The sequence below is a fragment of the Microvirga sp. BSC39 genome, from assembly GCF_000739015.1.
Lineage (GTDB): Bacteria > Pseudomonadota > Alphaproteobacteria > Rhizobiales > Beijerinckiaceae > Microvirga.
In genome coordinates this window covers 1-15,104 of sequence record NZ_JPUG01000044.1, presented here as the reverse complement: position 1 = coordinate 15,104, position 15,104 = coordinate 1, and the positions used below count along the sequence as shown (strand labels likewise).

Here is a 15,104-nt window from a genome sequence, read left to right as displayed (position 1 = left end):
ACCGGGGCGAGCCTAAGCTACGGGAAGTAAACCGGAAGTTCTGCAAGCTTTGGCTGGCGGCGGTCTTTATCGGAAAGAATGGCTCGGGAAGGCTCGACTGGCCACTCAATCTCGAGAGCAGGATCATCCCAGAGCAATCCATGATCGTGAGCCGCAGAGTAGTATGACGAAACTTTATAATGGACCTCTGTACTAGGCTCGAGTGTACAGAAGCCGTGAGCGAAGCCTATCGGCACGAACATCTGTCGACCATTCTCCGCTGAAAGCTCAACAGCAACGTGCTTTCCATAGGTCGGAGAGGACCGACGCATATCAACGACAACATCAAGAATAGAGCCCCGCACGACGCGGATCAGCTTGGCCTGAGCAAATGGATCGGCTTGAAAGTGCAGGCCCCGCACAGTGCCTGCTGACGCGGAAAGAGAACAATTGTCCTGAACGAAATCGGCCGCAATGCCCGCCTCGGCAAAACGCTGCTTGTGAAAAACTTCCGAAAAATATCCTCGGCTATCGCTCAGGCGCCTTGGCGTGATCACCTTCGCATCAGGGATTTTCGTTGGCTCCACACTCAGCACGGCCCATCCTCATTCTGGTTTGGCTGCTTCAACATACTTGAATGCTGTCAGTCGCAATAACCGGGTCAGCCCATATCTGCGAGTTAGACCGCCACTCCGAGCCGCTCGCCCTGATAGACCCCCGAGCGAACGCGCTCCCACCAACCTTGATTGTCGAGATACCAGGAGACGGTCTTCCGGAGCCCGGTCTCGAATGTTTCGGACGGACGCCATTCTAACTCGCGCTCGATCTTACTGGCGTCGATGGCATAGCGCAGATCGTGGCCGGGCCGATCGGTCACGTAGGAAATCAGCTTTTCTCGTGGCCCGATCGCGTTGCTCGGCGCCATCTCGTCGACGAGCTGACAGATAGAGCGCACGACGTCGATATTCGTGCGCTCGTTCCATCCGCCTATGTTGTAGTTCTCGCCCACCCTGCCCTTACTGGCCACGAGGATCAGCGCGTCCGCGTGGTCCTCCACGTAGAGCCAGTCGCGCACATTCTCGCCCTTTCCGTAAACGGGCAGAGGCTTTCCCTCAAGCGCATTCAGGATCATGAGAGGGATGAGCTTCTCAGGGAAATGGTAAGGTCCGTAGTTGTTAGAGCAGTTGGTGATCAGCGTCGGCAGGCCGTAGGTGTGGTGCCAGGCGCGCACGAAATGGTCCGACGCGGCCTTCGACGCTGAGTAAGGCGAATTGGGTTGATACGGGTACTCCTCATGGAAGAATCCTTCCTGACCAAGGGATCCGAAAACTTCGTCCGTCGAGATGTGATGGAAGCGGAATTTGTCGCGCCGCGCGGCATCAAGCCTACTCCAGTAAGCCAGCGCCGCCTGGAGCAGTGTGAAAGTGCCGACGACGTTCGTCTGCACGAACTCTCCAGGACCGTCGATCGAGCGGTCAACATGGCTTTCGGCGGCGAGATGCATGATCACGTCCGGCTGATACTCATTGATCACGGTCTTCATCCGCTCGGCATCGACGATATCGGCGCGCATGAAGCGGTACCGGTCGCTGCCTGCGACAGATCGGAGGGAGTCGAGATTTCCAGCATAGGTGAGTTTATCGACGACGAGAACCTCATGCGGCGTGCTGGCGACAAGCTTGCGCACGACCGCCGATCCAATAAACCCAGCGCCCCCGGTGACCAGATATCGCTTTGCCATGACCTGTGCTCTCTCCATCACCAGTTACTGTCGGCACTGCCGAGCAAGCCCGCTCTTTGAGGCGAGGGTTCTAACCTATCAAAGAAATATCGTCCACGGCCTCTGGCGTCTCCTCTGCATGGGGCGCGAAAAGCCACAACTGAGGCTCCATCTCAACTATAGGTAGAAAAAAATGACTACTCGCTCATCCGCCGCACTGACCGGAAATAGATCGCCGCTTCCTTGCGGATCCGCTCCAACAGGGGGTGCTCCTCCACCTGACGGTAAGCGGCGAGGATCTTGTCAGCGCCGTAGAGCTCCCGCAGGCGCTTCCAAGCTTCCGCCATGTGAACGACCCGCTTTTCCTCGTCGATGCTCCTCGACTTGCGGTGAAAGACGAAGGTGTTAGTTGCGACAGCGAGTTCGAAGCCCGCAGCGCGAGCCCGGAAGCAGTAGTCGTTCTCCTCGCCATAAAAGAGCTTGAAATTCACTTCATCGAAGAACCCGATGCTCTCAATGACGTCCTTCTTGATGCCGAAGCAAAAGCCGTGAACCAGCGGAATCCGAGGCATGAGATCCGCCTTGCTCCAGGTCTCACAGGCAAGGTCGAGGTCGGAGTGTTTCAGGCCACGCGGTAGCGGATTGATGGTCGTGTTGTTGCGCTTATCCTTGATCCGAGGAATGGATTGCGCTCCCGCTGCATTCGAGAGCGGGCCGACAATGCCGATCCTGTCGCTCTGGTTGGCTGCATCGAGCAGTTTCAGGGCCCAGTTCGGGCTTACGATCGTGTCGCTGTTGAGAAGGATGCGAAACCCGGCTCCCGCAGCGGCTAGGCCACGATTTGCCGAACGCGTGTACCCCAGATTGTGCTCGTTTTCGAGCAGGACGACCCGGTCCCGGGTCGCTGAAAATTCTCGCAGATACGAGGTCGTCGCCTCGTCGGAACGGTCATTGACGACAATGATCCTGTGACTTGGCAACAGGCTCGCCCATGCTGCCTCCAGGCAAAGCCGGACATCGTCGAGAGCGTTGTGAACGCAGACGATTATGTCGATGGGAATGTCGACTAGAGGCTCCAGCCGCTTCCTCTTGACCTCGGCGAAGCTCAATCCCGCTGAAGGGGTAGCAACATGGCCGAGTTTTACGAGAATGTCTGGTACCTTCAAAGCCCGCGCGAAGCTGTGGCGAAAATAGGAGAAGTCCTCGTGGTCTCTGACGGACGCACCCTGCGGCAGAAGCGGAACGATCTGGAGAGCTGGATGGCTGTAGTTGACCCATGCCAAGGCAAGCTGATCTCTGCGGCTGAAGCTTTCGATCTGCTGCCACCAGGCATGAAGGGCATCGGCGGTCTCCTGACTTTTGAGGAGAACGACCATGAAACCGGTTTCGAATAGCGGTTGGTTCAAGGGGAGACCAGCGCTCCTGTAGTGCTCAATCTGTAAATCGATGAGCTTCGCAGCATCCTTCTTAAGCCGCTTGCAGGCTTCGGCCTCCTCATAGAAGCATGTGCGATGCGGGTGCGATATCAGACCAAGCTGGGCGCCCTGCTGCCTGACCATCTCGATATAGTGATGTACATCGCCTTTGAAGATAATGTTGGCGTCCAGCCATACGGCAGCCTGGTGGGTCGGGAAAAGCTCGTGCGGATGCGTCTTGACCCATCGGGCAATCCTCGTTGGATCAGCGTGATAGTATGGCGAGGATCGCATCTGCCACACGCCGTAGTCGTTACGCGGGCGATCCGTGAAACAAACGTACTCGACATCAGGATCGATGCGATCCGGAAGAAGTAGGTTGTCGTATTCGCCGAAGATGGCCGTGTAAAAGACGATTCTCCGGTCCTCCGGTGCAGAGGAACGGTGGGCAGAAATCAGCCGCGCGATATCGTCCTTTGCATCCCATCGATTGTCGAAGAAGGCCTGGGCGGCCCGCCTCGGCAATCTTGTCGCTACAATGTCCTTGGTTCGATCCAAACTGCGCTGCACCCCGGCGGCCACGCCGGGAAGTCGCCTGGCCAGCAGGCGCAAGGGACGCGTCACTGCCCAGGACAGGGAACCCCGTAGCCCGTTGATCTCCGAACGCAGTTCCCGGATCGTGGCTTTGAGTTCCGCGATCTCGACCTTTTGTTGCTGGACTTGCTCCTGCAGTGGGACGGCATTCGGTAAAACGCCGGGATCAGCGGTTTGGGACGTGGAACGCGGAACATCCTGAGTCATGTGACCGAGACCTTGCTGCTCAGAACCCGCAAGCTAGGCCAAGAGCGGCTTGAGAATGCTGAACCCGAGACGAGCATGCTGTTTCTCGCGTCAGTTCCATGCCCATTATCTTTGAGCCTTTTCGACGGCATGACAGGATCACCCGTCGTTAGCATCTACGCCCATGGAGGCAGCGTATGTTTCAATGACCTCATCGATGGGTCCAGATGCCTTGATTCGACCGTGCTCCAAAATAACCGCCTTGTTGCAGAGGTCTCGCAGCACCTTGTTGGAATGGGAGGCAAGCACCAGGAGTTTGGAGTCACGAGCGAAGCTCTCTAGCTGCTCATTGGCCTTCTTCAGGAATCGTGCATCGCCGGTAGCAACCACCTCATCCAATAACAGGATGTCGGTTTCAACGTGTGTGGAAATTGCAAAGGCCAAACGTGCTCGCATACCAGAGGAATAGGTACGCATCGGAAGATCGAGAAAGTCTCCGAGTTCGCTGAATTCTGCAATGGCATCAGCCTTCTTCTTCAGGTCAGCTTTGCTCATCCCCAGATACAGACCACGAATGAAAATGTTGTCGTAGCCGGTGGAATCCATGTCGAGACCGAAGCCGAGATTCAGCAGTGGTGCCACCCGTCCTTGAACGGTGACGCGCCCGTGGGTCGGCGGATAGAGCTTCGCCATGACGCGCAGGAGCGTTGACTTGCCTGCACCGTTGTGTCCCAACAGAGCCAAACGATCCCCTGGCCCCAGCGTGAGCGACAATTGATCCAGGGCGCGAACCACCATTTGGCCCGACTGCCCCTGTGACAACTGCCCGCCGATGTGGCTTTCCTTGGACGACTGCCGCCGGTCGGACTTCGACGCTTGTACGGGAAATTCAAGCGTTATGTTTTCAAGCTTGATTAGTGCCATTGCCCCACCTCAAACCCAGAACGCAATGCGCCGACGCCAATGGGCATAGATCGGGACGGTGACACCCCAACCAATCGCTGTGATCCCGATGGCCACCGCCCAGACCAAGGTGGTCGGTGCGTGCCCAAGCAGTGGTGCGCGTAAGAGTTCGATAAAATAATAGAATGGATTGAAATCCACGAAGATCGTGCGGATTCCAGTGACACTGTCCGGATACCAGAGGATCGGGGTCACGAAAAAGGCGAGACGCATGGCATTCGGGATCATCTGCCCCAAGTCTCTGTGCCGCACGTTGATGAGACCAAGCAGCAGTGCAACCCAGATCCCGTTGAGAAACACAAGCATCAAGGCAGGCAGGAGCAGGATGACACTAGGAAATGGTGACACACCGTAGAGAATAACGACCGCAACATACACAAACGAGTTGAAGCCGAGGATGATCAAATTCTTCCAGAGAAGCTTATAGATATAGACGGTCCTCGGAACCGGGATCTCCCGGATCGCCGTGGCATTACCCACAAAGGCGTCTTTCCCTTCGAGCACGAGAGCATTGAGAAAAACCCATACCATATAACCTGTGACGAGATGCGGGATGTAATCGGACATCGGATGGCTCATGATCCCGCCATACAGGCTGCCGATGCAGGTCACGAAGAAAGCCAGGCTCAGCGTATTCCAGAACGGGCCGATGCTCGAGCGACGGTGACGTGTCTGCACATCCCGCCACCCTAGCGTCATCCACAACTCACGCCAGCGCCAGCCGTCCCGAACCTCTTGCAGGACATCCAACATATTCGAACCGTTGGTTCTCAACTTCTCTTCCTTGATCCCATTCCTGGCGTTCGAGCGCTGAACCCGAGATGCCAAACATATCCAAATTTGTGCCTACGCCCAATGATGACGCAGTAGCTCTCTCGCCTCGGATGCCCTCACATCTACGCGTTCACGCCTTCACCACGTTGCTGCGGATACCTAGATATCGTCCGCGCGTATCGACGATAAGCTTCGCGTGTTTTTCAATGATGTCATAGTCGAACTTGTCGTGGTCCGTTGCGAGAAGTACCAGATCGTAATTGGCAAGCGTCTCAGGATTCAGCTCGACACTTTTGAGATCGAAGGAATAACGCCGCATCTTTGGGAAGCTCGGCACATGCGGATCGCTATAGGCAATCTGCGCCCCTTTGTCCTGAAGCAGCGTCATCAGCTCGACGGAAGGTGATTCCCGCATATCATCGACGTTCTTCTTGTAGGCGATGCCGAGAACAAGGATCTTGCTGCCGCGGATTGGCTTCTCGCGCTCGTTGAGGGCATCGGCGATTTTCTCGACGACCCATTCCGGCATAGTGCTGTTGATCTCACCAGCGAGTTCGATAAAGCGCGTGTGCAGACCGTACTCACGAGCCTTCCAGGTCAGGTAGAACGGGTCGATCGGGATGCAGTGCCCACCCAAGCCTGGGCCGGGATAATAGGGAACGAAGCCGAACGGTTTGGTCGCGGCTGCCCGAATGACCTCGTGGATATCGATTCCCATCCGGTCCGCGATAATCTTCATCTCGTTGACGAGACCGATATTGACAGCGCGGTGGATGTTCTCGAGCAGTTTCGTCAGCTCGGCCGCCTGGGTAGAACTCACCGGAACGACCGTGTTGATCACCTGGCCATACAGAGCAAGACCCACCTCGAGGCAGGACGGCGTGCTGCCCCCGCAAACCTTGGGAATATTGTGTGTGCTGAACCTGGCATTACCCGGATCCTCGCGCTCGGGCGAGAACACGAGGAATACGTCCTCTCCAATCGTGAACCCCGCCTGCTCGAGGCGAGGCCGCAGCTCCTCCTCGGTTGTGCCGGGATAGGTCGTGCTCTCGAGCGACATCACCTGGCCAGCCCGCATGTGCGGCACCAGGTCCTCGACCGTGTTCAGGACGAAGCTAAGGTCCGGCTCACGGTACTTGTTCAGGGGCGTCGGGACGCATAGGATCAAGGCATCGACTGCGCAGGCCCGGGAGAGATCGGCGGTGGGCTCGAAGCCGTTCTGGATCGCCTTGGCAATCCCGTCTGCGGCAATGTGCTCGATATAGGTCTGGCCCTGCTTGAGAACATCGACCTTCCTTTGGTCAATATCGAAACCGACCACCTTGTAGCCGATGTCCGAATAGCGGAGGGACAGCGGCAACCCCACGTAGCCGAGTCCAACGATACCGATAACAGCCGTCTTATCATTCAGTTTCTTCAGCAGCGCATCTTTGTTCATCGGAGATCTCGGTCTCAAGCTCGTTGAAAGTGCACCCCCTGTATAAAGCCACTGAACGGGGCCGCACGCCTCCGGGAAGCGCCACAATGTCGCGCCTGCCAGAACAGGGAGGGCAGTTGTCCGGCGGAAAACCTGACCGGAGCTGCTCGGACGCCGCTATACCTCCTCAAGTACTCTCCAGCAACCCTCACCAAGCCGGAGGGCAACGCCGCCGCAACATAAGCTTGACTTTAGATCCCCAGCATTCCTTGTGCTCCTGGAGCAGTTTTAGCGAACGGAAGGCCGGAAAACATGTGCGGTAAGTAGTTTCGACCGTACCTGCAGTGCACAGAGAGCTTCAGAATGGCAGGAACTAGGGCTAGTGGCCGCAAGTCCGGATCCCGTAGCCCCCTCCCCTGGCCCACCCCACTTTCCCGCCTCACTTGCCCGCCTCACAGGTTCGCTCTACTAGAGCGGTTCGATCCCGGAGAACCTAAATGCGCATCCTAGCGGTCGCGGTGACATACAATCCAGATGTTGCGCTGCTGAGCAAGGCCGTGCAGTCGGTTGCGCAGCAGGTTCAGGGACTTGTCGTCGTCGACAATGGGTCAGCCAACGCGAAGGATGTTCGTGCTCTTGCAACGAAAGCCGGAGCGCACATCCTAAGCAATGAGCAAAACCTCGGCATTGCTGCAGCCCAGAACCAAGGCCTGAGTCTGGCTCGGACAACTGGTTTCTCACATATCCTACTGCTCGACCAGGACACGGTTCTGGCACCCGGGGCTGTTGCCATCCTGGCGGACAACCTAGCTACGTTAGAGAAGGAACACGGGAAAGTAGCCGCCGTTGGTCCTGCCTACTACGAGCTCAACAGCCAAAGGCAAACCCAGGCCTGCCGAACTAGCGGCCTTCGCCTTACCCGGATCTCGCTTGAGAGCAAGAATCAGCCACAGGGAAGCGACTTCATAATCGCATCAGGGTCCCTAATCCCCCTTGCTGTTCTCGACAAGATTGGCGGCTTCAAAGAGGAACTCTTCATAGACCTCGTTGATGTGGAGTGGTGTTTTCGGGCCCGTGCCGCCGGTTACGGGAGCTTCCTGTCCCCAGCAGCAACTGTCGATCATCGTATAGGCAGCGGAACGGTCAAGCTCGGACCAAGGCAGATCGCAGTCCACATCCCAGTTCGGAACTATTACTGGGTGAGGAACGCCCTTTGGCTCGCACGCCAGCCCTACACCCCGGCAGCGTGGCGGCTCTACTTTCTAAGTAGGTGCTTAATGTTCTTTTTTACCTATACGACTTTAGTCGACAATAGAATCTCAAGGATGCAATTGATCTGTCGCGGAATTAGAGATGGCTTCAGAGGCCATATGGGAGAACTGAAACAGATAAAGCGCCCTAGTTAGCAACGACTTCCTCAAGCCACCAATAGAACAGCAGCACGATACTTGACCTAGTAAGAAGAAATCTGACAATGAATAGACTTGCATTCACATTGAAAATTTTAGGCGCTAGATATTCTATTCCAATAATAGTCGTTACAATAATGGGATTTATTGCCCGGGGACAAGCAATTTTTACTCCCCTCTACTCTATTGACACGTACCAGTCAGCATACAACAAGGGACCAGGGGCCAGTTACGACTTCTTATTGTCCCAAGGTAGATTTGGTCTAGCAGCGCTATGGTGGCTCCGCGACGCCCTAGGGTTCTACGGAATCGAGGTGTCGTCAGCATCCCTAATCCTTTCCGTCATTTTGTTTGCCATTGCAGGTGTGTTGTTTGCTCTGTCGGTTTTCGAACACCTAACTCCGGGTGAAGCATTCATTTTCACAGCCGTATTCACCCTGCACCCTTTCAACACAGAATTCTTTCACTTCGCGGATGCAACCTTCAATATTGTATTTGCTATCTTTCTTGCAGCCGCAGGGATTGCTTTAGCTTTTACCGCTCATTCAAATTGGATAGCAATAGCAGGCGGGGCAACGTTGATTGCGCTATCCCTTAGTATTTATCAGCTCGCCATAGCGCATATAGGCACTGTTTGGCTCGCCGCGCTAGTTGCGCGTGTAGTATACCCCACAGGGACAGGCAATTTAATGAGAGAGCACCTAGCGAGGTCGGGACAGGCTCTTATCACAACGGCAGCCGGCTTGGTACTGTATCTAGTCAGCATTTTCGCCCTTAGGCACATATTTGATATTAGCCTAGATGGAAGAACTGACTTCTCCCAGCTAGTTAAAATCCACGAGAAGCTTCAGGCTGTTGGACGAGCTCTGCAATTAACTCTCTGGCCTGATCCAAGTTTGATACCTCGCAACGGCTCCCTTCTTGTCATTGCCCTGATTATAACGTGCTCGACCCTTATAACTTGGCGGTCACTAAAGAAGGGCAATTATGCCGGTGCGATGGCTTGCTTGGTTTTCGTTGTAGTGGGGCTCGCTTGGTCCTCGGGCGCATCTGTTGCCGGAGCGATAATTTGGCTCGTACCGAGAGTTCTATCACCCGTATCTGTTTTTATCGCGGCCCTCTTGGTTCTAGCTTGGCATGGTTCTTCAAGATTGATTCGAGGAGCACTAGCAACTGCGACTTGTATTCTATGCATCTTCTACGTGGGTGTCTCAAACCACATCCTATTTGACCAACGTCGTTTAAACTTGTGGGATGCACAAGAAGCTAATCGAATCATTGCGCGCATCGAACAGCAGCCCCAATTCTCGCAGGTTACATCACTCGCAATCATCGGGGGCAAGTGGCGAAGGTCCTCTGGCCTTTCTACAACGACCGGCGATATGAATGTATCCGCTCTGGCTGTGGCTTGGGCTAAAGTTGGTCTAATTGAGCAGTCGACAGGTTATCGCTTTAGCGAACCAACGGCTGCCGAGTGGGCTGTTGCACGCACCCACTGCACGAACGCACCGCTATGGCCAGCTATAGAGTCCACAACAATAATCAACGCACTTGGAATTGTATGCCTCACCAGGCCATCATCCTAATAATCCTCACGGAAGCTTGCAACGGAGGGGCCTGCGTGCCGAAAGAAACTGATGATCACCTATCCGCCAGGCGTGGTCGGTCAGCGCTATAAGAGCCTGTATCTGTTCGCGGCCTGCCGTCGCGGCACGGATGAGACTTTCGCTTTGGCTCTGCCGAGAGCGGATGCAGGCACAATGGAGGTGTTTCTGGAACACTTTGCCCGGCAGCTTGCGCCAGGCGTGCACGCAGTGTTGATCCTGGACCAAGCGGGCTGGCACGATGAGCGGGCCTTGCACGTGCTCGCCACCATAACCCTGCTGCCGCTGCCTTCCGCCTCACCCCAGCTGAACCCGATAGAGCGTGCCTCGCTGTAGTTGCGCAAGCGCTATCTCTCGCACCGTGTGCTGGACGACTATGGGGCTGTGCTTGAGGCCGTCTGCCGTACCTGGAACAAGCTCGTCGACGAGCAGGGCCGGCTCACGCCCCCACGGCTTACTCGTACCTCATCGCGTCGGAGATTTCGTGAACGGGTATAAGGTGGGTTCAGTGATAAATGGGATGTTGGAGCTCCGCGTCCCATAGCCTTTGAGGCACTCGCCTGTTGTTCATCTTGACCCCTATGCGTTTAGACGCTGCATGAAGCGGGGGCGAATCGACTATGACGCTAGCTGTCTGGATGCGAGACCTCCTTGGCGTGAGCGACGACCTGGAGGGCTGGCGGCAAAGCGTCTGAATCGGGTGGCTTGTAGCGCCGGTTGGCCAGCTTCGGCTCGGCGGCCAGGCGGCTTTGCACAACCTGCTCAGGAGATCGCCCCTTGAGCACGCGCTGGCGTCAGTCGTGTTGCCTCACGTCATTTTGCTACCGGCTGCCTCATCCGGAATGTTACCCACTCGCCCGGCATGAGGGATCTGGAGCGGTATATAGCGCTGGGCTGCTGGCCTCGCCGATGAGCCGTGCACGGCTTGTTGTCGCCAAGCCCTGACTCGCTTCTGCAGCGTGTAAAGCTGTCGCAAGCTGTATTGTCCGGGGTATCGGGCTTGGAACTCGACGAGAAGTTCAAGGGCGGTCTGATCTGGACGTTCTTCAAGGCACACGACCATCTCCGCCCAATGGTCCTTGAAGATATCGGGGCGTCGACCCCGCGGTTTGTCGTTGAGCCGACGATACGTTTTGGGCCCGATGACAACGCCGCGCGCGCGAGCCGCCTGGCGCCAGAGACTGACCCGTCGCGAGAGCGTTTTGTACTGCTTGCGCGTCAATCGACCTGGAAACTGGATGCACAACTCTTCGAAGAGCTACATGGCGCTGATAGTGGGGAATTCTTCCAATCGACGGCACGCGATCGGCCACACCATGCGCAGCGCCTGGATACGGGCTTGGCCAGGTTCCGCGTAGACTGGCTTCGGCTTGTCCGATGTCATCGCTGGCTGTATGGCGGCCGTAGGTGGGATCGCCAGCTCGAGCGCGGCGGTCGGACTTGCTATAGGGGTCTGTGCTGAGACCTTTTGCAGGCTTCGCAGGTAACGCGGTTTGGCTTCGATCGAGAAGGTCGGACGGATCTCGCCGGCGTGCCAGGCGCTCGATAGGCTTGCCACGAACGCCGCCAGATTGGGCGGCTCGGATGTCGCCGGTGGCGGTGTTTCGCCGTCAGCCAACGCTGCCAGATACGCCTGTACAGCTCGCATCTCCTCCAAAAGCTTCAGCGGATCGAGCTCGGCGGCGATCTCGCTCAGCTTGCTCCTGACAGCCATCGGGGTGCTCTCGGCCTGCAGGAGACGCTCGCAGGGCGTCTGCGGCGGATGATAGCGTTTCGACACCTTCGCCCCGTCGCGCTGCTTGGCAGCCAACTTGAACGACGGCTGGAAGAAGTTCACAAACAGCCTGGATGCCGCGTAAAGACGCGTCATCGCCCTGGCGGCCGCCAAGCCTTCAAAGCGCCGATAGCCCAAGAGCTTGCGCACAACGGCGCCATTTTTCTGCTCGATCCAGGCCCGGTCGTTCTTCCGGTAAGGCCGTGAGCGAGTGAGTTCGATGCCGTGACCAAGGCAATAGTCGATCAGCGTGTTGTTGACGAACTCACTGCCATTGTCCACGTCCAGGGCTCTCAGGGCAAAGGGCAAGCCCGCGCGGATGCGATCGAGGGTCTCGACCACAAGGGTGGCGTCTCGGACCGCGAGGGGTGCGGCCTCCGTCCACCCGCTTGCGATATCAGTCAGCACCAGGCTGTGAACGTAGCTCCCACGGTTCACCTCCCCACAATGAGCGACCAGATCCATTTCCATGCTGCCGGGGGGCGGCTCATTCCAGTCAGCAAAGGTGCGCATTTTGATGCGCCGCCGCGGCTCAGGCACCGCCCGTGCGGGCTTTTTCGTGCGGGTGGCGCGCCTCGGCATCTGGAGCAGGCGGTCGATCGTGGCGGCGCTCATCGACAGGACCTTGGAGCGGAGCTCCTCCTCGAGCTTCAAATGTCCATTGCGTTCCAGCGCCGGCAGGAGAATGGGCAGCAATGCCCTAAGGCGCTTGCCGCAGACGCGATCGGAGGCCTCCCAAAGCACAATCAAAGCCCCTCGAGCGGCCTCATCATAGAGCGATGGACGTCGACGGGTCTGCCGGCGCTTCGGCTCCGGGCGCCTGCTCAGGACACGGATCGCGGATTTTTCGTGATACCCTGTTGCCGCGACGAACTCCTCCAGGATCCTGCGCTTGTCCCTGTTCGCGGCCGCCGTATAGCGATCCCGGATCGCATTGGCGAAATCCATGCGCATGGCATGCGTCATCTTCGTTGTCATGATGCCTCCCTCCTGGTGAAGGCATCATGCGGGGGCCGCCTTCACGGGTAACATTTTAGGTGAGGCAACGAACAGGCTCGGTAACATTCTCCTTGAGGCAATGCGACAGCGTCTCCGGTTGTAGGCCTGGTTGAAGCCCTTGAGCAGCGTCCCCAGATCCCGGTGGCGGTAGATGGTAATGCCCAGCACCTCGTGCTGCACCCGCCCGTTGAAGCGCTCCACGAGACCATTCGTTTGCGGCGTGTAGGGTTTGGTTTTTCGATGCTGCACCTTCAGCTGGCGGCAGGCCTCCTCGAAGCCATCCGCCGTGAAGCAGGATCCCCGATCCGTGAGCACGTGCGTGATTTTGAAGGGGAACGCGCGAACCGCCTCTTTGAGGAAAGCGACCGCGCTGGTGGCCAGCTCGTCGTCCTTGACCGCCAGATGCACCCAGCGCGAGCAGCGATCGATGGCCACATACAGGAAGCGCTTGCGGCGCTCGCCGTCGTCGGTCTGCAGCTTGGGCAGGTACTTGATGTCCATGTGCACGAAGCCGAGGTCATAGTCCTTGAAGGTGCCGCTCCCGCGCTTTCGCTGCTCGGCCGGTGGTAATCGTCCCAGCCCCTCGGCTTTGAGGATGCGGTAGACCGCATCGTGGTTGAGATGCGGCAGGAAGTGGGTGACCACGAAGGTAAGGTCATCGAGCGGAAAGCCGGTGGCCTGGCGCAGGGCGCAGACGATGGCACGCTCTTCCTCGGTGGCTTTCCAGGACAGCTTGTGCGGCCGGCTGCTGTAGTCCTGGCAATCCTGTGCCCCACGCTTGCGCCATTTGCGGATGGTCTCGGTGCTGACGCTGAAGCGCTGCGCCAGCACGCCGGTGGGCTCTTTCGAGCGGGCGATCTCCCGGCGGACGGCTGGGGTGGTGCGGGCTTGCGGATGAAGGGAGAGCATCACGTCCTCCTGCGGCGTGGAGCTCGGCGTCGCAGTCCCTCGAAACGCCAAGTATACTCCTCAATCGCGCAACGCACCTGATCCCAACAACGTTCCGCTACCAAACAGCTAGGGACAATCCAAGTGGGCTTGGCACGCCCGTCACAAGCAACCATCAAGACTGGCAGCACTACACCGGCTCTATTTTACTTTGGGCTATTCGTCTTTTTTCTGTTGATGGCGCTGCCCAAAGGCATGCAGACCGAGCTTTCTCTTCATGGCAACAGCCAAGATTGCACCCATACCTCAAGGAAGTTCTCTTTTTCCTGTCGGGCTAAGAAAGCTTTGACGCCACTCTCAACCATCGATGACGTCATCAACGTGACCAACTCAATGACCACGCGAGTTATGCCAAGGCCGCGAAGACAAGCTACAAGACCGTAGCTGCATACTGGCCGCCTGGTATCTCCGTTCTAGAGGGGATTTTTTATTCGATCTCCTCAAACTTCCCAGTCGGACTAGAGACTGTTATGGACCCGGCTTGAGGTCATTGCCGTTGGGGTGAGATGACCTCACCTCGCAAGCCTTACCCCTCCGATGTCTCCGATGAAGAATGGGCGCTGGTGGCGCCCTATCTGACGCTTTTGCCTGAAGAGGCAGGTCAGCGTGAACACTCCTTGCGTGAGGTGTTCAACGGCCTTCGCTACATCATCAAGACGGGAGCGCCCTGGCGCTGGATGCCCAACGACCTGCCGCCCTGGGCTGAGGTCTACCAGCAGACCCAGCGCTGGCTCAACGCCGGCTGCTTCGAAGAGTTGGCGCACGACCTTCGCGCGGTGCTGCGCCTGGCGGCCGGGCGCGATGAGGAGCCCTCGGCCGCTGTGCTCGACAGCCGTACGCTGCGCTCCAGCCCGGAGAGCGGAGCCCGCGCGGGCTATGATGGCGCCAAGCGCAAGAAGGGCTCCAAGCTGCACATGGCGGTGGACACCCTCGGCCATCTGCTGGCGGCCCACGTCACACCCGCCACCGCTGATGATCGGGCTGAGGTGGGACAACTGGCGCAAGCCATGCAGGCCGCCACCGGCGAGAGTGTGGATCTGGCCTATGTCGATCAGGGCTACACGGGCGAGAGGGCCGCGGCTGCCGCCCGCGAGCATGGGATTGAGCTGGAGGTGGTCAAGCTGGCTGAGGCCAAGCGCGGTTTTGTGTTGTTGCCGCGCCGATGGGTGGTCGAACGGACCTTCGCCTGGGCCACCCGCTTTCGCCGTCTGGTGCGCGATTACGAGCGTTTACCTCAAACCCTCGCAGACCTGCATGTGATTGCACTGGTCTGTATTATGCTGCGACAGGCCGTCAACTACAGCGCAGTCCATAACAGCCTC

Annotated in this window: 11 protein-coding genes and 1 pseudogene; 4 read left to right on the top strand and 8 right to left on the bottom strand. The window is 57.6% G+C overall.

Annotation, left to right across the window (positions count from 1 at the left end):
• Positions 1-17: 17 nt before the first annotated feature.
• From rfbC to MA07_RS05305, 6 genes are all read right to left on the bottom strand, one after another.
• Complete coding sequence (gene rfbC, locus MA07_RS05330; protein ID WP_036347850.1) at positions 18-575, bottom strand: dTDP-4-dehydrorhamnose 3,5-epimerase; 558 nt, start codon at positions 573-575, stop codon at positions 18-20.
• 83 nt (positions 576-658) lie between these two features.
• Positions 659-1,720 carry a dTDP-glucose 4,6-dehydratase gene (gene rfbB, locus MA07_RS05325; protein WP_036347848.1) on the bottom strand — a complete coding sequence of 354 codons (1,062 nt, stop codon included), beginning with the start codon at positions 1,718-1,720 and terminating at the stop codon, positions 659-661.
• A 176-nt stretch (positions 1,721-1,896) separates the two neighbouring features.
• Positions 1,897-3,915, bottom strand: coding sequence for a glycosyltransferase domain-containing protein (locus MA07_RS05320; protein WP_052002866.1), 2,019 nt, complete (start codon positions 3,913-3,915; stop codon positions 1,897-1,899).
• Positions 3,916-4,053: 138 nt separating this feature from the next.
• Positions 4,054-4,818 carry an ABC transporter ATP-binding protein gene (locus tag MA07_RS05315; RefSeq protein ID WP_036347845.1) on the bottom strand — a complete coding sequence of 255 codons (765 nt, stop codon included), beginning with the start codon at positions 4,816-4,818 and terminating at the stop codon, positions 4,054-4,056.
• Between the two features lie 9 nt (positions 4,819-4,827).
• Complete coding sequence (locus tag MA07_RS05310; RefSeq protein ID WP_152568741.1) at positions 4,828-5,631, bottom strand: ABC transporter permease; 804 nt, start codon at positions 5,629-5,631, stop codon at positions 4,828-4,830.
• A gap of 130 nt (positions 5,632-5,761) precedes the next feature.
• Positions 5,762-7,069 (bottom strand): nucleotide sugar dehydrogenase, encoded by a 1,308-nt coding sequence (locus tag MA07_RS05305; protein ID WP_036347843.1) that lies wholly within the window; start codon positions 7,067-7,069, stop codon positions 5,762-5,764.
• Positions 7,070-7,545: 476 nt separating this feature from the next.
• Between MA07_RS05305 and MA07_RS05300 the strand changes: the two genes are divergently transcribed.
• From MA07_RS05300 to MA07_RS05295, 3 genes are all read left to right on the top strand, one after another.
• Entirely contained in the window at positions 7,546-8,454 is a 909-nt protein-coding gene (locus tag MA07_RS05300; protein WP_036347841.1) for a glycosyltransferase family 2 protein, read from the top strand.
• 68 nt (positions 8,455-8,522) lie between these two features.
• On the top strand, positions 8,523-10,043 hold the full coding sequence (locus MA07_RS28660; protein ID WP_081928797.1) for a glucosyltransferase domain-containing protein: 1,521 nt from the start codon (positions 8,523-8,525) through the stop codon (positions 10,041-10,043).
• A gap of 51 nt (positions 10,044-10,094) precedes the next feature.
• Positions 10,095-10,397, top strand: a complete 303-nt coding sequence (locus MA07_RS05295; protein WP_152568740.1) for a transposase — start codon at positions 10,095-10,097, stop codon at positions 10,395-10,397.
• Between the two features lie 922 nt (positions 10,398-11,319).
• On the opposite strand, the gene MA07_RS05290 is transcribed toward MA07_RS05295, so the two are convergent.
• Entirely contained in the window at positions 11,320-12,789 is a 1,470-nt protein-coding gene (locus MA07_RS05290; RefSeq protein ID WP_200879324.1) for a DDE-type integrase/transposase/recombinase, read from the bottom strand.
• Between the two features lie 123 nt (positions 12,790-12,912).
• Positions 12,913-13,743, bottom strand: a pseudogene (locus MA07_RS05285) (IS481 family transposase); the annotation flags it as partial.
• Positions 13,744-14,288: 545 nt separating this feature from the next.
• Here MA07_RS05285 and MA07_RS05280 point away from each other — a divergent pair.
• The coding region (locus MA07_RS05280; RefSeq protein WP_036349069.1) for an IS5 family transposase at positions 14,289-15,104 on the top strand (816 nt) is incomplete at its 3' end.

Bases quoted from the DNA above. Each gene is read 5' to 3' on its own strand.
- rfbB (WP_036347848.1), bottom strand. From the start codon at position 1,720: ATGGCAAAGCGATATCTGGTCACCGGGGGCGCTGGGTTTATTGGATCG.
- MA07_RS05320 (WP_052002866.1), bottom strand. From the start codon at position 3,915: ATGACTCAGGATGTTCCGCGTTCCACGTCCCAAACCGCTGATCCCGGC.
- MA07_RS05315 (WP_036347845.1), bottom strand. From the start codon at position 4,818: ATGGCACTAATCAAGCTTGAAAACATAACGCTTGAATTTCCCGTACAA.
- MA07_RS05305 (WP_036347843.1), bottom strand. From the start codon at position 7,069: ATGAACAAAGATGCGCTGCTGAAGAAACTGAATGATAAGACGGCTGTT.
- MA07_RS05300 (WP_036347841.1), top strand. From the start codon at position 7,546: ATGCGCATCCTAGCGGTCGCGGTGACATACAATCCAGATGTTGCGCTG.
- MA07_RS28660 (WP_081928797.1), top strand. From the start codon at position 8,523: ATGAATAGACTTGCATTCACATTGAAAATTTTAGGCGCTAGATATTCT.
- MA07_RS05295 (WP_152568740.1), top strand. From the start codon at position 10,095: ATGATCACCTATCCGCCAGGCGTGGTCGGTCAGCGCTATAAGAGCCTG.
- MA07_RS05290 (WP_200879324.1), bottom strand. From the start codon at position 12,789: ATGCGCATGGATTTCGCCAATGCGATCCGGGATCGCTATACGGCGGCC.